This is a genomic window from Algoriphagus locisalis (assembly GCF_900116615.1).
GTDB classification, from domain to species: domain Bacteria; phylum Bacteroidota; class Bacteroidia; order Cytophagales; family Cyclobacteriaceae; genus Algoriphagus; species Algoriphagus locisalis.
The window spans coordinates 141,048-158,770 of record NZ_FPBF01000006.1 but is presented as its reverse complement, the minus strand read 5'-3'; the positions used below and the strand labels follow the sequence as shown (position 1 = coordinate 158,770).

The following is a 17,723-nucleotide window of genomic DNA, read 5'->3' as shown; positions in this document are numbered from 1 at the left end:
AAGAAACCTATCACTAATAAAACAGAAAGCCATCCAGAATCATTCAGGATGGCTTTCATTCTTTAACAAGCTTAGAGATTCAATTTCCTCCTCTTCGACCTCTTCTCGGATCTCCTTCGATTTGGGCATTTGGTCGGCCTCGTCTCCGATCATTCATTCTATCCGCTTTGATCTCAGTCCATTTTGACCTTTGTTCTTCAGTCAGTACCGCCTGAATCTTAGCATCTTGCTCTTTCAGTTCAGCTCTTCTAGCTTCCATTTCTGCCCTTCGCGCTTCCATTTCGGCTTTTCTCTCTGCCATTTCTGCTTCATTCTTTTTGGCATATTCCAGATTGATATCCAAAACCTGCTTTTTCTGCTCCTCTGTCAATGAAAGGGTTTCAGCCATCCGTTCTGTAGTTCGTTTAGCTCTTTCTTCTGCACTTGGTCTTTCTCCGCCTCTTTTTTGTGCCAGTGTGCTCAGGCTGATCATGACCATCATGCCTGTAGCTAAAATCAATTTGTTCATGGTTGCTGTTGTTTAGTTACATGAATTAGACCTAGCCTACTTGCTTTCGTTTAATCTCCCGCAAAAGAGTTTTTGTTAACAAATCTAAAATACTATCGCTCTTCGGTTAAGGCCTTCTGTTCGCTTGGTCTTACAGCCTTTGGCCTGATCAGCAGTCTGAGACTTGGATCAAAGCTTAGGTAATTCCACGACCAATCAAGGAATATGAACACTTTGTTTTTTACTCCTAGAATTGCCATCAGGTGAACGAACAACCAAGTAATCCAAGCCAGTATTCCCTGAAACTTAATGAATGGCAAATCAACCACAGCAAGTTTTCTGCCCACAGTCGCCATGGATCCTAAGTCCTTGTATTTAAAACCCTTCTTCTCCTTGCCTTCTTCTATTTGGTGAAGATTGTGAGAAAGATTGAGAGCCTGCTGTATTGCGACTTGTGCTACTTGCGGATGACCTTTTGGGTAACCTTCTTGGGTCATCAAACTAATATCGCCCAGTGCAAAAACACTTGGACAACCCTTGATTTCCGAGAAGTCGTCAACGAATATCCTGCCATTTGGCGCATAGTTATCCTCTTCTAATCCACCTATTCTATTCGGTTTGATACCCGCCGCCCAAAGCAAGGTCTGGGTTTGGATCGATTCCTTATCTTTTAAGAAAACTTGATTTCCATTATAATCTTTGACCATGGTGTTCAGCATGACCTCTACCCCTAACCCCTGCAGGTACTTTAAGGCGTGTTCTTTCGAGGTTTTGGACATGGAGCCAAGGAGTTCAGGCCCTGCCTCTATGAGCACTACATTCATGTTGTGAAAATTGAGCTCAGGGTAATCCTTTGGAAACACATTGTTTCGTAGGTCAGCCATAGCTCCGGCCAGTTCCACACCAGTAGGACCACCGCCCACGATCACCACATTCATAAGCGATTTGCGGTCATCCGACTTCTCGATATTGATGGCCCGCTCGTAGTTGGAAATTATTTTATTTCGAATATAAAGTGCTTCAGAGACAGTTTTCATCGGAGAAGATGTCTCTTCTATGTTTATATTTCCAAAGTAATTGGTGTCAGCACCCATCGCCAGCACTAGATAGCTATAATCTATATAGCCTGCGTCGGTATAGAGTCGCTTGATCTTCGGGTCAAAATAATCTACTTGAGCCATTCGAAACGTGACATTCTTTGAGCCGTGAAAGATCTTACGAAGTGGAAATGAAATAGCACTCGGCTCCAAACCCGCGGTGGCTACCTGGTAGAATAGCGGCTGAAATTGATGATAGTTATGTTTATCCAGCAAAATAACCTGAAACCGTTTCTTCCTCAATTTCATGGCAAGTTTAAGACCTGCAAAGCCGGCACCTACGATGACTACTTTGGGAAAATCAGAATCTGGAATATTGGGGATGGGACGTGAGAGAAAATCCGACATGGTAAAAGTGTTTTAAAAGCTTACGGTTTAGTAGCTATTTTGGGTAGATTTCTTTGGGGAAATTACCAAAACTTTGTCTGGAACTCTTCATTTTTCAGCCCAAACGAAAAGAATTGCTAATTTTACCACCCTAATAGTTTACAACCATGGGAAGAGCATTTGAATTCAGAAAAGAAAGAAAATTCAAGCGTTGGGACAAAATGTCCAAAGTATTTACGCGGCTAGGAAAGGAAATCGTAATGGCGGTGAAGTCAGGAGGTCCCGATCCCGCATCCAATCCCCGGCTTCGCACCATCATCCAAAATGCCAAGGGCGCGCAAATGCCCAAAGACAGAATAGAAGCAGCGATCAAAAGGGCTTCAAACAAGGATGAGAAAGATTACGAGGAAGTAGTGTACGAAGGCTACGGTCCTTTCGGAATTGCAGTCGTGGTAGAAACCTCCACAGATAACATCAACCGGACCGTCGCGAATGTAAGAAGCTATTTCTCCAAAGCTGGCGGATCCTTAGGCACCTCTGGTTCTGTAGTCTTTATGTTCGATAGGAAAGCTGTATTTCGCTTTGCAAAAGCAGAATTTGATCTGGAAGAACTAGAGTTCGAATTAATAGATTTTGGATTGGTGGATATCGATGAAAATGAAGGAGAGATCTTCGTTTACACGGAATTTGAAGACTTTGGCACCATGCAAAAAGCATTAGAAGAACGGAATATAGAAGTGATCAGCGCAGATTTCCAACGCTTTCCTTCCACCCTTACTGAGCTCGATGAGGAGCAGGAGGAAATCATCAATAAGATGATCGAAAAAATGGAAGATGATGATGACGTAAACCAAATTTTCACAAACATGGCCTAGGCATCTGCCTAGGTTTTTTTATTTCTATGAATTTCCCAAAAAGAGAAAATTTCCGGCCCACAGACAGGCCACTAATAATAGTCGGAAGTAAGAATCCTGTTAAAATAGCCTGTACAGAAACTGCTTTTACTGAAGCTTTTACCAAAGGTTTTGTAGTAAATGGTATCAGTGCTGCATCGCAAGTTTCTGATCAACCAAAAGGTGATGAAGAAACCTACCTTGGCGCAAGAAATCGGGTGATAAATGCGAAATCTATTTTTCCTGAAGCGGACTATTGGGTCGGCATAGAAGGAGGAATCGGAGAAGATGAGCGCGGAATGTATGCCTTTGCATGGATTTTCATTGAGGATAAGGATGGAGTGCATGGCAAAGCAAAAACTGGGACATTCTACCTTCCTGATGCCATCGCCAAGCTAATTCACTCTGGAATGGAGCTTGGTGAAGCCGATGACAAGTTTTTTAGTCAAGAAAATTCAAAACACAGCGGAGGTTCTGTCGGAATTCTTACCCATGGTGTTATTTCCAGGCAAACCTATTATAATCAGGCAATTATACTGGCTTTGATTCCTTTCTTGAATAAAGAGTTGTATTAGAGACAATGATTTTTAGGATTTTTTTTCCTAAGTATATTTTAATCGTAAAAAATTTGACTATTATTGAATTATTGAAATTTAAACCTTTGATTTATCCAATAGTGGCGGAATATTCCAACTGCTAAAATAAATCACTCGTAGTAAAAGTTGCTTAAATCACCCTTTCCATTAAGTAGCTATAGGCCTCTCACTCGAGAGGTCTATTTTTTTAGATTTCGAAGGAAGTTAGTCAGCGCCACTCTCCAGTCAGGATCAGCGTCCCATTCGGGACCAATGTAAAGTTCATCCCGGACGAGTAGCTTGATGTAATATTTTACCACTATCCTGGATGCAGATTCATCAGTTTTAGGTTCGAGTCCCATACTTTTCATCATATCTGCTTCTCTTCCCTCTACTTTCACTAAAAGAAATTGTACTCTATCTCGAATTAATTCCTGTTCGGATTTCGCTTCAGTCAACCATTCTACTTGATAAGGGTATTCTTGCTTGAGCACCTGCTCTATACCTGTTTTCTGTGCCGCCTGCTCCGCCAAAATCGTAGCTTGTGACTTTCCATACATATCGTATCTGAAATAGCTGAGCAAGCCTGTTTCGGCAGAAGATCCCTCGATAGTAATTCCCAATTTAAACACATCCAGATTTAGAGGATTTGAAGGCAAAAATTTCTCACTAGAAGCTGTTTCAGAACTTATAATACTCAGAAATTCAGGAACTTCTAAGACAAGGATATTTTGGGAAGGTTGGTTTTCTCCGATTAAGCCAAATTGACTAGTGGCTGCGCCAATATCAGCCGCCGAGACACCAAATAATTCTTTTGTAGGAATAATATTCCCATCTCCGGAAAAAGGTCCGACATGAATACTCATTTGATTTTTCTGTCTGGTGACGAGAATTACATTTTTCACTAAACGCTGCTGAAAACTCTTTGCATAATCTGCCTGCACAGCATCTGAAAGCGCTACCTTTTCCAGTTCGAAATAGGCAATAGGGTCACCGCCAGCCTTGACCAAGGAATTATGCACACTATCCGCCACTTCCTGCCAGGTCATCACAGGTCTGGCTCCAGGATCTGTAGAGACAAAAACCACGGATTTCCCATCAAAAAATGATTGAGGTAAACTACCTTGAGCCGAAACTAATTGGAGATTTACTAAAAGAATAAAAATAAGAAAGATATAATATTTCATGAATTCAGAGGTGTGATCCACTAAGCTTATTAATTTTACCAATATACATAACGCAAAATACTTTCCTTGATGCAACTCACAATCAAAAACGCAATAAGTTGTTTCTTATTTCTACTAATTTTTCAGGCAAATGGGCAAAGTATAGCAACGAAAAGCCTCATTGAAAACATCAAGTATTTGTCATCTGATGCGCTCAAAGGCCGAAAAACCGGAAGTGAGGAAAATGCCAAAGCCCGTGCATTTATTCTTGATCAATTCAAAAGTATTGGACTGAAGACCCAATATCCTGATTACCAACAGAAATTCAGTTTTGAAAGCAGAAGAGACAACAAAACCTATGAAGACGCTACGAATGTAGTGGGATTCATAGCCGGAAGCGAATCCAGAAAACTGATCGTGATCACCGCTCACTACGATCATGTGGGCGTAGGCAGACCCGATGCATCCGGAGACAGCATTTACAACGGAGCAGATGACAATGCCTCCGGGACTGCTGCACTGATAGAGCTGGCTAGGTATTTTAAGAAAAACAGACCGCAACACTCCATAATTTTTGCTGCATTGGATGGAGAAGAGATGGGGTTACAGGGTGCAAAAGCCTTAGTCAAAGATTTCCCTTTTGAACTAGAGCAAATAGTGCTGAACATCAATATGGATATGATTTCCAGAAATGAGAAAGGAGAACTTTATGCTTCGGGAACATACTACTACCCAACCTTCAAAACGATCCTGGAAGGCGCATCAAGCGGAAGCAATCCAACACTTATGTTTGGGCACGATGAACCAAACACTGGCAGAGATAACTGGACCAAGTCATCCGATCAAGGAGCTTTTTTTGATGCGCAAGTTCCGCACATTTATTTTGGGGTAGAAGATCATCAGGACTACCATAAGCCCAGTGATTCTTTTGAAAATATTGATGAGCAGTTTTATATCAATGCGGTCAACCTTATCTTGAAATGTACGATTGCATTGGACAAGGAATTGCCCAAAGAGTAAAACTTCTTCTTTTCATTGGTTTACATCTTACTTACCTTAGACTTTTAAGCACGCTACTACCGCGAGATTTTGGCTAAAACAGATTTCATTACCAGGCTTTTGATATGGAGGCTCCGACACATGAGCAACCAAACCTTTATCCTAATTCTAAGCGGGATAATAGGGATACTCTCTGGACTAGCCGCTGTAATTCTAAAACAAGGTGTACATTCCATTCAGCATTTTCTGACAGAAGGATTTTATAAGGAATACGCCAATTTTCTGTATATCATTTATCCTCTGATTGGTATATCAGCAGCATATCTTCTAGGAAAATATATTTTCAAAGATGGAGGGGGGCATGGAATCCCAGATATACTTTTCACGATTTCAAAGAAGCAGAGTATCATAGCAAGAGTGAAGACTTACAGCCGTGTCTTTACTTCAGCGATCACAGTTGGATTTGGAGGCTCTGTAGGATTGGAAGCTCCTATGCTGGTTACTGGATCAGCGATTGGGTCTAACGTAGGTTCCCTCGTTCATCTGAATGCAAAAAAAAGGACCTTGTTAATCGGTTGTGGCGCTGCTGCTGCGGTATCTGCTATATTCGGAGCACCGATAGGCGGGGTGATTTTCGCCATAGAAGTAATTATGATGGAAATCAGCACTGCTAGCTTTATCCCCCTGCTGATAGCATCGGTAACAGGTTCTTTGACTTCCATGGTGTTGATAGGCAAAGACTCTGTTTTCAATTTCAAATTGACGGAAAACTTTGAGGCCTCTCATATGCCTTATTATTTACTGTTGGGAATTTCCTGTGGCTTGGTTTCTCTTTATTTCAGTCAAGCCGTAAGAAAAACCGAATCTCTCATGGCAAGTTTTGATAGCCAAGCTTTAAGGATACTCTATGGGGGAGCGATTTTGGGAATCATGGTATTTTTCCTGCCTCCTATCTATGGCGAAGGCTATGACACACTTAATACGTTGATCGATGGTAATTCTAGCCAATTACTAGAAAAAAGCCCTTTTTTCTCAATAATTGAGAATCCTTACATAATTATCATTTTCTTAGCCTTTATCATCTTAGTGAAGCCAATTGCTTCAGCTGTGACTCTTGGTGCGGGAGGAAGCGGGGGCATATTTGCACCATCACTTTATGTAGGAGGAATCTTAGGTTTCCTATTCGCTTACTCAAGCAATCTATTTGATTTTACGATTCCGTTGCCACTTGCGCACTTTACTTTAGTGGCTATGTGTGGTGTAATGGCTGGAGCACAGCACGCTCCTCTTTCCGCAATTTTCTTAATTGCAGAAATCACAGGTGGATATGAACTGTTCGTGCCTTTGATGTTCGTATCAGCAATATCCTATGTGACTAAGACCGCCTATCAGAAAGACAGTATCTACATGATGCAGCTGAAGGAAAAAGGAAGATATCTACCCGAGTCAAAAGACCAGGAACTCTTGGAACTCATCACAATCACTCATGTAATCGAGCGGGACTTGTTGCCGATACATCCTGAAGCTAAATTGAAGGACCTTATCAGCCTGGTGAAAATATCCAAGCGTAATATTTTCCCCGTGGTGGACGAGCACAAAGCCCTCCGAGGAATAGTCACCTTGGATGATATTAGAGACATTATGTTTGATCGTGAAAAGCAGGAGAACTTGATGATCAAGGAACTTATGCACAGTCCTCCAGAAATCCTATTGGCTACTGAGAATATGCAAAAAGCCATGGAAAAATTCGAGTTATCGGGGGCTTGGAATCTGCCTGTAATCGAAGATGGCAAATATCTGGGCTTTGTTTCCAAATCAAGAATCTTCAATGCCTACCGAAAACGTCTGATCAAACAAAAGCAAGATTAACAGAAAAAAGAATAAAATTTGGAAGCTTAAATTATCCACTTATTTGCCCACTGATTTTTACTGTTTTTTTCAACTTAGCCTTCTTTATCCACAAAAACACCTTTAGAAAACAGCGTTTAATTCCCTGTATTACAGTGATTTAGACAGCTCCTGTTGATAAGTGTGGATAAATTATCGAAAATGTGGATAAAAAAGACTTGCATTTTTTAAACCGCAAATAGAGCTCAATTAGACGGATTTTAAGCACGAAATTTAACAAAGAAGAAACGCTATTCTTTCTCATAAAAATGCCTTCAGATGGCTCTTATTAAAAGAAAATTTTGTCTGGGAAAATATGGCCTCAATAAATGAAAAATAAACCGCTCCAAGAGTAGTTCAATCTGGCCATTACTCAAGTTTCCTTAAAAAAAGTCCAATTTTAATCATGTAAATCCAAAACTTATATTCCCATACCAATTGGAGTAAGATTATTCATCTGGCGCAGAATCCAAGCTTGCCTACCCAGAATATATGAAGTGGGTCTGGCGGGTGACCACCTGCGCGGGTTTGGCAATACTGCTGCAATTAGCGCCGCTTGATTTCGAGAAAGTTTTGCCGCAGGCTTTTGAAAAAACTCCTGAGAAGCCGCTTCAATTCCGTAGATACCTTCTCCCATTTCTATCACATTCAAGTAAACCTCCATGATGCGCTCTTTCGGCCAAATCAACTCAACCAAAACTGTGAAATATGCCTCAAGCCCTTTCCTTAAATAACTTCTGGATGGCCACAAAAACACGTTCTTTACGGTTTGCTGCGTAATAGTACTCGCTCCCTTTATCCTTTTCCCTTTCTTATTGTTTTCCCAGGCCTTTTTCATCGCATCCATATCAAACCCATTATGATCTAGGAATTTCTGATCCTCTGAAGCAAAAACCGCCTGAGGTGCATTTTTGGATATTTGGCTGAAGGATACCCAGTCTTTTCGTAGTCGAACTTCCTTTTCAGAATCAAACGCCTGCTCAAACACTCGGATAACCATCAAAGGCGTAATCGGCACGGGAACAAAGCGATAAAGCACAGTCAAACCAACGGATATAATCAAAAACCACATGGCAGTTTTCCAAACCAATCGCCATAGCCACTTTATAATGTTCATAATATCGGTTTAAACGCTAGCACTTACCTGTACAAAATGATAGAAAAAAACTGCATTTTCATCCTTTGCTATACGATCCAAGTCATTCTCCATCGCTGAAGTATCAGCTTTGGTAATCAAATCAGCTTCAATCATCCCAGAAGCAGCACTTTTCATCAACTCTTGCCAATAGCGAGTGATCTTGAGAAGATCTTCTGGCTGTCGCTGATCCAGATGAAATCCTTCATGAAACAACTCAATCTCCTCGTAGCCAGCTTGAAAAAGCAAATTTCCTAGATTAGCTCCAATGTCCGGATTCCCACCAAGAGATCGCTGGAATTCATTGTATGCAGCATAAAACTTGGTCAATGCTGGCAGGGGAGGATTAAAGTAAAAACTCGAATTGAACACCTCGGTAAACCAAAGTTTCGCCTTAGGAAGTAAGTAAGGTTTTATGGTTTGCAAAACTTTGTACGCATCCGGAATATGCTCCAAAGCCCAACAAATAAACACTGAATCAAACTTTTCATCCAGGTCCAGCTTGGTTGCATCCTGGCAGGCAAAACTCACCCGATCTCCTGCAAAGGCCAAATTCTGCTTAGCTCGTTCAATCTGACTTTGAGAATAATCTACACAGGTGATCTCCAGATCAGGAAACAACCGCAGTAACACCTCGGTTTGCGCACCTACGCCAGACCCTACTTCAAGAAGCTTTTTGCATCCAGAGAAATCAATGCGGGGATAAATAAGTGACCCAAGCACCCCAGCCTGATCCATCAGCCGCTGCTGCTCTTCAGGTATAAATCCGTGTAAGTATGCCGTCATAAACTTGGGTATTTGTCTTCGAAATTATCAATAAATGAACAAATACTTCCTATTCGTTGGACTAGGGAGCCAACTTCTTTTTCAGGATCACCGGCTCAGAAAGTTTCGAAGCCACACTTTCCATGAAATACTTCAGGTTTTCATATTCAGTAGCAGGAATTAGTGGAGTCTTCACCACGAACTTAGCACTGATATTAAGGCTATTGCTAATCATCGATGAAGAATATACAAAAACAACATATTCCCCATTAATAGTATAGCCAGCCTCCAAGGGATAATCGTCAATTTCATATCCATCAGGAACAGTCACTACGGTATTATAAGTCTCGGAGAATGCATAACCAAAATCCACAGGAAACATTCTATATTCTTGTGTAAGAGGATTTTCTGAGAAGGATGAAAATTTAAGTGGACTAAACAAAATCATATCTTGATCACCGGAATCAGCAAACTTTGTCTCGAAATTCATTGTCAGAATGTCCCTTTCTTCCAGCAAATTATTCACTTGAAAATTCTCAAAAACAACACCATCTTCCTCATCGAATAGCTTAGCTAATGATTCACTTCTTTTTTCTATTCCAGCTATTTCTTTTGCCAAACTTAAGCCTCTGTATCGATAATTTCGGTGAGAATTGGACATGATTAGCTGCCCCTCTTCATTGATAGTAACCTGACTAAAATAGATAGAATTGGAATTATGCTGAATCTCTATGGGAACAATCTTACTCTGTTTTTTTTGCAGATACAGTCCTCCACTAACATGCTTATTCAAATCTACGTATCCAAATGGCGCATCTGTCTGCGATAAATCAAGAAATTGAGGCTTGCCATCCAGCACAGCCAATAGCAAAATTTCATCAAACTGATTTAGGAATGGAAACGGTACCAAATCGCTCCGACCATATCCTTTACTGCCAATTAAAACCGGTTCACACGGTATTCCTTCTGACTTGAGTACGCCCATCAGTGCCAGCATAGCTTCAACCGGAGTGCCTACCTTGGATTTTAGTAATTGATTGAGATTTTGCTCAGGATAAATCCAGTCTTCTCCTTCTACTCTAAAGTTATTCCTAAGGTAATAGTATGCTTTCTGAGCAGTTTCTAGCTGTGTTGCCCCCTTTAGGTCAACGTCAAGGAATTCTTTTGCAATAGGATTATTTTTGTAAAATCCCTTATCGGTATAGTAGGAAATAACCTCATCGCCCAACACCTCCCAGGAATTAAGCACGTTCTTCCACTCTACACCATTATCACCAGAAGTTCTATATTGTGCCAATTGAAATTCTATTCGGTCAATATAGTCCCGGTAATTCTTCATAAATGGTTCCTCTTTGAGAGAGCGCAAATCCCTCAACGTCCAGGTGTAATTATCATATTCGCTTGTTTTTTCTACACTTGTAGAGAAATTTTGACCTTGCCCCATAGTCCTGTATTCTAGGTTAGGATCCATTTTTATTCCATACCGACTGAAGAGGGTAGGCAGCTTATTTTGGAATGTCCAACCATCAATAAATGTCAGATTTTTATCTACTTTCTTATATTGATATTCGATGATAGAACCTATTTGTACGTTTGGAAAGGATATTCTCATCTCCTTGTATCCATCGTCAAGGTCCACTTCAAAAATACCATCCTTAGACACTTTAACGGTCTCGGCTTTCCCGTTTTCGAAATTTGTAGTTTGGGCTTTCACTCCGGATATGTTTTCCATCCTTTGGTCTCCTACGTAATACCTGATCCGGATATCTGCATTTTCTTTTCCAGCTTCAGAAAGCACTTTTAAACGGACAAAATGGGTGGTTTCCAGTAATCCAGGTAAAAATTTAGAATTCCCGTGAGATACCAATATTACCGCTGATGCATCAGGCTCATATGCTACCTCGGTCATAGAAATCTCACTGTCACTAAACTCTCCCAGTTTAGGCGTTTGAGAAAAGGTGATCCTTGAAATAAGGATCATAATCAAGATTAGCAAAGTTCTATTCATTTCTGAGGGCACCTGTATTTTTAATAAAGTAGAAGTTAGTTGGGCCTAGGGCATTTATTCGCTTAATTAGATCTGTTTTAGATTCATCGCTCATTTCTTCACTGATAGAAAGATTCATTTCCCTTTTCACAGTTAGGTTTTTTCCTTCTAAAGAAGCAAGCAGAGTTACCTTTACCCCTTCTTCCTCTAGGGATAAAGCTTCTGGCAGATTTTCAGCTTCCATTGCTTCTGGAAGCTCAATTTCATATTCATCCACCTGACTCAGAGAGTTATTGACAAGCATCTCATCGGTCACTTTTCCAAGAAATGATTTCAAGATCATTCTCTTAGCTGTATTCTGGACAAACTTTTGAATAAAGCCATCATAGCTAACTTCTGCCAACAGAAGAGAATCTCTAGAATCAACGTTCAGCTCATAGTGCTGGATAATCAAGCCTGAGACGGGCGAATTTCTATTGAAATAATCGCGCTGCTGCCTAGTGTCGAGGTTTTGCTTTACCATAAGCATGGTCTCAGCAAAATTGCCATCAACTTTAAGCTCAGTGGCGATCAAAGCATCTCCGTTGTTGTCTATTTTCACTTCATTTTTACTGTGAATACTATTCCAATTGAGTGAATTATAGGAAGGAGTTTTAGTCAAATAACCTCCCTGTCCATCGATTACCAATACATGCCTATTTTTAGTGAAGTCACCAAGGAAACCTGCTGGGAGCGAATTCGAAGTACATTCCAACCAAACTGGACTCTGACCATCTTTCATCGAAACCTGTAGGATCACATGGTTAAATTGATTGGATGGAAGATCAACCTCAATATCTTCCGCATTATTTCCAGCTTGGACCAAAGTATAATTTGAAGAAATCCCAACAGCCTTCAACATTGCCTGCATTAGATTTGTCAATCCTTTACAATCTCCGTAAGCGTATTTCACCACATCTTCAGCTGGCATGGTCTGCCATCCGCCAATTCCTAACTGGATACTCACATATCGGTAGTTTTTCTGAAGATATTCATAGAGAATCTGAATCTTTTCATACTCACCTGAAGCATTTGCCACCATATTCTTCAGCTTAGCCTCAAAGTCAGCAGGAAGTGCTTTGCGCTCCTCATTGAGCTTATACTGCCAAGCAGCAAGCCCAGACCAATCTTCCATTTTCCCGACATATTCTCCCATAGCAAACCCAATGGGAGCTAATAATAACTTGTGATCATCTTCCTTTTTCAGATCAGGCTTTTGGACCGGAAGATCTTTTTCCACCCAAGTCATTTCCACCTTATTGTCCACTGTCTTTTCCGTTCGTTCACCAAGCAAATTCACGGCTTTATACCGCAAGCCAATATGTTCCGGGTAAACAACGGTAAGCGAAGACTTCAATACTTTTTGGTTATATCGATGAACCGGAACCCAATCGCTTAGCTGGAAATTAGAGGAAGATTTGGTCTCAATTTTAACTGTGACCTGTACTGGAAATTTGCTGCTTTTTACTTCAAAATATTTGTGCCGATTGTCATCAAAGATGCTACTGGTAGAATAAATGGCAGCATCAGTCATATCTTTTGTCTTTACCTTCTCTATGGTTTTTCCACTTGCAGGATCCGTAATTTCTATCTCTACATTTTCAATTTCATTTAGCTTATCATAGAAAACTGAAGTAAAAGCATGTCCCAAACCTTCAGGGGAAAAGATGGTAAATCTCCGTTCTATTATATGTCTAACCTCATAAGAATCAGAAATTTCAATTCGCTGATCTTCGGAAAGCAAGGAATAAATAATAGGGACCTCTTTAACAGGAACTGTATCAACCGGAGCCTGAAAACCAAAGAACAAATAAGAAACTAAACCAAACAGTAACATACTTAAAACGAAATTAAATTTGTGCAAAATATACTTTTTTAGCGGCAAAACTAAAGTCCTATTAAAATATAATTTTAGGGTAATCTATACCAATCAGAAACTCCAAAATTCACTTCTAGGCTTAAGAACATACTTGTAATTTCCGCCAAAACTTCCCTAATTTGGCTTTTTCCAAAAAAACCAAACAACGAATGCCGCCAGTAATCATAGGTAGTTTTGAAGAATTTGAGAAGTACAATGGTCAAAGTCTAGGCACATCTGAGTATTTCCAAATCACACAAGAACAGATTAATATTTTTGCAAAAGCTACTCATGACCATCAGTGGATTCACACCGATCCTGAGCGAGCTAAGACCGAAGGAGCATTTGGAAATACAATCGCGCATGGATACCTCACGCTAAGTATTGTTCCGCATCTTTGGGAACAAATTGTAGATGTGAGAAATCTGAAAATGATGATCAACTACGGAATAGAATCGTTGCGATTTGCTAATCCTGTGTTGGTAAATAGTGAGGTTCGCCTGGCTGCCACCTTAAAAAATGTTGCCAATCTAAGGGGCACTGTAAAAGCCGAGGTAGAAGTAAAACTCGAAATCAAAGACCAAAAGAAGCCTGCATTCACCGGAGTGTTGATCTTCTTGTATCATTTCCAATAAGTTATTGTGCCTTATTAGAGGTTGAAAATCTCTATTTCAATTAAAAGGCTTTACAAAATCGGCAATACGATAGGTATTTAGATAATGAGCAAATATATTAGTTGAGATTAATTCCCAACTCAATGAAACTAACGCACACTCTTCTCATCCTTCTCGTTTTTTCTTTTTTTGCCTGCGAATCTCCGACTTCTTCATCCTCTAGTGGAGAGAAGACAACTCTGACGTTGGAGATCGCTGACTCTATTCGAGTAAATTATATCGGCAAACTCAACCTGATGGATGTCAATCCGGAATTCAAAATGATTCTGTTTTTTGATCCTCAAAACATGAAGTTTGTCAGTACAGATTTTGAGGGGAAAATCCTGGGTGAATTCAGTAAAGACAGAGATGCGCCAGATGGATTTGGCTTTTTCCCAATGGCGGCAGGTAGATTCAACGCTTCGCAAAATATCCAGATAGTTTCCATGTTTGGTATCTACGAATATGATCTAGATGGCAACCTACTTACAAGCCATAAAATCCCAAAAGATGAAGTGAAATCCTTCAGCGGCAGAGCAGATGCTAAGCGTGAGATTCAATTTGTCAATGATAAAATTCTTCTTAGTGGATCAATTGCCCGCGGAGAATTTAACAAGACCCAGCCGGAATTTTACGACACTTATCTACAGCTGGTCTGGGCAGACCCTAAGACTGGAGCATTTGAGCAGTTCCTATCTCTAGATTCTGCCAGTATTTTCCAAAACAATATGTCCCATGAACCGACAACGCTTTCTACATCATTTGATGTGGTAAATGATCAGCTGTACGTCATCTCTGGGATAGATCCATTTTTGAACATTTACGAGATTGAACCTCCTTACACCAAACTAAAAAGAATCCCTCTTCAGCTGACAAACTATAGATTGAATCAAGGGGAGGATCCGAAAAAAGCAGACCCGAGAGCAATAAGCTATGACCCATCATATGGAATCATACATAAATTGGTAAAAGTAGGAGACAAGCTCGTAATCATGTATGAAACAGGGTACAGCGAAGAAGATGCTATCCGCTCTCACGAAAACATGTCTCAATCAGAATGGGAAGAATTTTATTCCCGCATGAAAGAAAAATATAAAATACGCTATCAGATTCTTGATTTTGAAGGAAAATTGCTGAGTGATGCCGAAATACCGGGCAAACTAAGCGATTTGTTCGTTGCTCGCGATGGAACACTTTGGTTTTTGGGGAAAGCGAATGCTGAGGTCGAAGAGGATTTTTATACGCTCTACAAGGTGGAGATAGAATGAACCTGATGGGAGTTTGCAAACTGTAAAAACAACTTAGCTTCTATTACTTTTCCAAAGCGATAGACGACAAGTTTCTAATTCAGAAAACCTAAAAAAAGCCGGTTCAGACGAACCGGCTCTTTTCTGAAATATAAACCTTAATCTAATCTATTTCTCTCCTCAGCACTTCCAGAGCTGCTTTTCACGCGGAAGCTTTCTCCTTTGGAGAAGTTGTATTTCAGGGTAAACCTTACCCCCTGATTGCTACGATACTGTCTGAAATTGGTATCGATTGCTGCAAAATCAATGTCTGCTTTGATCACCTGCGTACGGAAAAGGTCGGTACCATTTACAGAAAGTGTGATCTTGTCTTTCATAATCGACTTGGTCACACCTGCATCCACCCAGCCAAATCCTGCGATTTCACCTTGTCCCCAAATCTGTGGACCTAGGTAAATTCCCATCACCTCCACTTTGAAGCCTAAAGGCAAAGTCAGGTTATGCTGAGAGCGTATCATAAAAGAGGTGTTGGAGTTGTTCAGGTAATCATCACCAATCTGGGATTTATACTGGTTGTAATTCACCTGCACCATATTCGAGGTTGCCCACCATTCCTTGATATCCACCGGGATGATCGCTCTGAAATTCGCATTCCTTGTTTTGTCAAAATTATCTGTGTAGGTAGTAGTGGTACGATCTTCTTCATTCTGCACAAATACCTGCATAAAGGCATCTTCAGTTTCACTATAGCCCAAGGTGAATTGGTAAGCGCCTTTCACCACGTGATTCATTTCGAAATTATTAGAATATTGAGGCTTCAGATTCGGGTTACCTGTTTCAGTGGTTAGCGGATCGATGTAGTACACAAATGGATTCAGCAATCGGTAATTCGGACGTGTAATTCTACGGTTGACATTATAGACGATCTGGTAGTTATCACTGATCTTATGTTGTAAGAATGCACTTGGGAAAAGATTGAAATACTTCTGGTTGTTCACCTGATTTAGCGTCACGGAGTTTCCGGTGATATCCGAATGCTCCCCTCTCAAACCTACTTGGTAGCCAAGTTTTTCAGAGAATTTTCCTTTATAAGAAAGGTATGCAGCAAGTACATTTTCATTATAGATAAAACTGTTGCTGCTAGGATCTGGCTCAAATGGTCCTTCTTCCTCAGATTTGCTCAAGTTCAGGTTATTGTCGGATTTCACCCAGCTTCCTTTCACACCTGTCTCAATCGTATTCCCTTTTCCCACTGGCTTTACAAAATCCACTTTGGCGGTGAAGATATTATAGTACATATCGTTCAGAGTCAGAATCTTACTATTCATAGCCTGAGCAATATCGTCACCAGTCCATTGCCTATTTGTCAACAAAGATTCGCTGTCAGAATTCATTCTGGTAAAGTCAATATCGGAGCTGATCTTCGTACCCAAAGTATCCAGTTTTGCGTCGTAGTGAAGGTTGGCAAAAATCCGATTTCCTGTTCCTTTGGAATCATTCTGAGAATCCAAATAACTGATATCTGAAACGCCAGGAGTGATTATATCTGTCAATGAACTGTTGTCATCACTGTCATGAGAATCTGAGGCCTGTACATTCAGTGAAATATTCTGGTTTTCGTTTATCTCATAATTGGCAGCACCATTGAAGAAAAGGTTTTTGTTTCTCGTAGTAATCCTAGAATCCTGACTAAAATTAGAAATCCCTTCTGGTAAGCTGAAATTTCGGTTGATTTCCAAATCATTGAAATTACCATAGTGATTGTAATTCAGATTGGCATTGGTACTCCACTTTCCTTTTTTCACATTCAGAGCTACACCCGTATTAGGTAGCCATTGCCCATTGTACAACGCACCCGCTTGAATATTCCCAAACATCCCATCAACCGTATTCTTTTTCAGCTTAATATTGATCACTCCAGCAGAGCCCTCCGCATCAAATCGAGCTGATGGGTTATTGATTACCTCTATACTTTTAATATTGTCCGCCGGCATGGAGCGAAGGAAGTTTGCAAGATCAGTCGCACTCATGTAGGTCAATCGGTCATTGATCATGACAGTAGCGCCGGTTCGGCCATTGAGATTGATGATTCCATCCTGATCCACATAGATTCCCGGAGACCTTCCGATTACGTCCAAGGCATTTGATCCTTCAGCCATCACTGTTCCTTCCACATTGATGGTAGTTTTGTCTGGCTCGATGATAATTTCAGGACGGGAAGACCTTACGGTAACCTCATCCAAGCCTGTCATTTCATCTTGGACTGTTACCTGTCCAAAGTCTTTCTTAAGCCCTGGCTCTAGTTGAAAAACTTCTGATTCGAAAGCAGTAAATCCTATAGAGGAAACTACCAATTTCACTTTGACGGTCTTGGTAGATTCAATTAGAAATTGTCCATTCTCATCGGATACAGCACCATCAACTAGATTGCCACTAGTTGCATCTATTAAAGCCACGTTAGCATAAGGAACTGCCTGTTCGTTTTGATCAGTGACCGTACCGGTAATCACGCTCACGTCTTTATCCGCAGCGGCAAGGTTACTTATCCCTAGTAGGTAGGTGAAAAGTGTTAAAAAAAGCAAGTTGGTAGTCTTCATTTCAATAGTAC

14 protein-coding genes are annotated in these 17,723 nt (G+C 40.5%); 6 read left to right on the top strand and 8 right to left on the bottom strand.

Features of this window, described 5'->3' with window-relative positions; all coding sequences use genetic code 11:
• Positions 1-79: 79 nt before the first annotated feature.
• Complete coding sequence (locus BM386_RS16775; protein ID WP_091696401.1) at positions 80-508, bottom strand: DUF4890 domain-containing protein; 429 nt, start codon at positions 506-508, stop codon at positions 80-82.
• 92 nt (positions 509-600) lie between these two features.
• A complete protein-coding gene (locus BM386_RS16770; RefSeq protein WP_091696399.1) occupies positions 601-1,932 on the bottom strand; it encodes an NAD(P)/FAD-dependent oxidoreductase in 1,332 nt (443 codons plus the stop codon).
• Between the two features lie 146 nt (positions 1,933-2,078).
• Here BM386_RS16770 and BM386_RS16765 point away from each other — a divergent pair, with 146 nt between their 5' ends.
• Together BM386_RS16765 and yjjX are read left to right on the top strand one after the other, a co-directional pair.
• Positions 2,079-2,786, top strand: a complete 708-nt coding sequence (locus BM386_RS16765; RefSeq protein ID WP_091696397.1) for a YebC/PmpR family DNA-binding transcriptional regulator — start codon at positions 2,079-2,081, stop codon at positions 2,784-2,786.
• A 26-nt stretch (positions 2,787-2,812) separates the two neighbouring features.
• Entirely contained in the window at positions 2,813-3,379 is a 567-nt protein-coding gene (yjjX, locus tag BM386_RS16760; RefSeq protein ID WP_091696395.1) for an inosine/xanthosine triphosphatase, read from the top strand.
• A 200-nt stretch (positions 3,380-3,579) separates the two neighbouring features.
• Here the strand turns inward: yjjX and BM386_RS16755 are convergent, their stop codons facing one another.
• Positions 3,580-4,566 (bottom strand): NTPase, encoded by a 987-nt coding sequence (locus BM386_RS16755; RefSeq protein WP_091696751.1) that lies wholly within the window; start codon positions 4,564-4,566, stop codon positions 3,580-3,582.
• 69 nt (positions 4,567-4,635) lie between these two features.
• Here BM386_RS16755 and BM386_RS16750 point away from each other — a divergent pair, with 69 nt between their 5' ends.
• Together BM386_RS16750 and BM386_RS16745 are read left to right on the top strand one after the other, a co-directional pair.
• Complete coding sequence (locus BM386_RS16750; protein ID WP_091696393.1) at positions 4,636-5,565, top strand: M28 family peptidase; 930 nt, start codon at positions 4,636-4,638, stop codon at positions 5,563-5,565.
• Positions 5,566-5,685: 120 nt separating this feature from the next.
• Positions 5,686-7,413: a chloride channel protein gene (locus BM386_RS16745; protein ID WP_244545552.1), complete on the top strand. Its 1,728-nt coding sequence runs from the start codon at positions 5,686-5,688 to the stop codon at positions 7,411-7,413.
• A gap of 439 nt (positions 7,414-7,852) precedes the next feature.
• On the opposite strand, the gene mtgA is transcribed toward BM386_RS16745, so the two are convergent.
• The 4 genes from mtgA to BM386_RS16725 all read right to left on the bottom strand — a co-directional run bounded on the left by mtgA (position 7,853) and on the right by BM386_RS16725 (position 13,194).
• Positions 7,853-8,548, bottom strand: a complete 696-nt coding sequence (gene mtgA / locus BM386_RS16740; RefSeq protein WP_091696388.1) for a monofunctional biosynthetic peptidoglycan transglycosylase — start codon at positions 8,546-8,548, stop codon at positions 7,853-7,855.
• 9 nt (positions 8,549-8,557) lie between these two features.
• Positions 8,558-9,352 carry a class I SAM-dependent methyltransferase gene (locus BM386_RS16735; protein WP_091696386.1) on the bottom strand — a complete coding sequence of 265 codons (795 nt, stop codon included), beginning with the start codon at positions 9,350-9,352 and terminating at the stop codon, positions 8,558-8,560.
• A gap of 61 nt (positions 9,353-9,413) precedes the next feature.
• The gene (locus tag BM386_RS16730) at positions 9,414-11,312 is read right to left on the bottom strand and encodes a DUF3857 domain-containing protein (RefSeq protein ID WP_170857114.1); all 1,899 of its coding nucleotides are present in this window, start codon (positions 11,310-11,312) and stop codon (positions 9,414-9,416) included.
• A gap of 19 nt (positions 11,313-11,331) precedes the next feature.
• Complete coding sequence (locus BM386_RS16725; protein WP_091696381.1) at positions 11,332-13,194, bottom strand: DUF3857 domain-containing protein; 1,863 nt, start codon at positions 13,192-13,194, stop codon at positions 11,332-11,334.
• A 191-nt stretch (positions 13,195-13,385) separates the two neighbouring features.
• On the opposite strand from BM386_RS16725, the gene BM386_RS16720 reads away from it, so the two are divergent.
• Positions 13,386-13,850, top strand: coding sequence for a MaoC family dehydratase (locus tag BM386_RS16720; RefSeq protein WP_091696380.1), 465 nt, complete (start codon positions 13,386-13,388; stop codon positions 13,848-13,850).
• Between the two features lie 122 nt (positions 13,851-13,972).
• Positions 13,973-15,136, top strand: coding sequence for a hypothetical protein (locus tag BM386_RS16715; protein ID WP_091696378.1), 1,164 nt, complete (start codon positions 13,973-13,975; stop codon positions 15,134-15,136).
• A 137-nt stretch (positions 15,137-15,273) separates the two neighbouring features.
• Here the strand turns inward: BM386_RS16715 and BM386_RS16710 are convergent, their stop codons facing one another.
• Entirely contained in the window at positions 15,274-17,712 is a 2,439-nt protein-coding gene (locus tag BM386_RS16710; protein ID WP_091696750.1) for a TonB-dependent receptor domain-containing protein, read from the bottom strand.
• Positions 17,713-17,723: the final 11 nt, after the last annotated feature.

What these genes read in the sequence shown, in the direction of transcription:
- BM386_RS16775 (WP_091696401.1), bottom strand. Translation starts at nt 508, where the DNA reads ATGAACAAATTGATTTTAGCTACAGGCATGATGGTCATGATCAGCCTG.
- BM386_RS16770 (WP_091696399.1), bottom strand. Translation starts at nt 1,932, where the DNA reads ATGTCGGATTTTCTCTCACGTCCCATCCCCAATATTCCAGATTCTGAT.
- BM386_RS16765 (WP_091696397.1), top strand. Translation starts at nt 2,079, where the DNA reads ATGGGAAGAGCATTTGAATTCAGAAAAGAAAGAAAATTCAAGCGTTGG.
- yjjX (WP_091696395.1), top strand. Translation starts at nt 2,813, where the DNA reads ATGAATTTCCCAAAAAGAGAAAATTTCCGGCCCACAGACAGGCCACTA.
- BM386_RS16755 (WP_091696751.1), bottom strand. Translation starts at nt 4,566, where the DNA reads ATGAAATATTATATCTTTCTTATTTTTATTCTTTTAGTAAATCTCCAA.
- BM386_RS16750 (WP_091696393.1), top strand. Translation starts at nt 4,636, where the DNA reads ATGCAACTCACAATCAAAAACGCAATAAGTTGTTTCTTATTTCTACTA.
- BM386_RS16745 (WP_244545552.1), top strand. Translation starts at nt 5,686, where the DNA reads ATGAGCAACCAAACCTTTATCCTAATTCTAAGCGGGATAATAGGGATA.
- mtgA (WP_091696388.1), bottom strand. Translation starts at nt 8,548, where the DNA reads ATGAACATTATAAAGTGGCTATGGCGATTGGTTTGGAAAACTGCCATG.
- BM386_RS16735 (WP_091696386.1), bottom strand. Translation starts at nt 9,352, where the DNA reads ATGACGGCATACTTACACGGATTTATACCTGAAGAGCAGCAGCGGCTG.
- BM386_RS16730 (WP_170857114.1), bottom strand. Translation starts at nt 11,312, where the DNA reads ATGATCCTTATTTCAAGGATCACCTTTTCTCAAACGCCTAAACTGGGA.
- BM386_RS16725 (WP_091696381.1), bottom strand. Translation starts at nt 13,194, where the DNA reads ATGTTACTGTTTGGTTTAGTTTCTTATTTGTTCTTTGGTTTTCAGGCT.
- BM386_RS16720 (WP_091696380.1), top strand. Translation starts at nt 13,386, where the DNA reads ATGCCGCCAGTAATCATAGGTAGTTTTGAAGAATTTGAGAAGTACAAT.
- BM386_RS16715 (WP_091696378.1), top strand. Translation starts at nt 13,973, where the DNA reads ATGAAACTAACGCACACTCTTCTCATCCTTCTCGTTTTTTCTTTTTTT.
- BM386_RS16710 (WP_091696750.1), bottom strand. Translation starts at nt 17,712, where the DNA reads ATGAAGACTACCAACTTGCTTTTTTTAACACTTTTCACCTACCTACTA.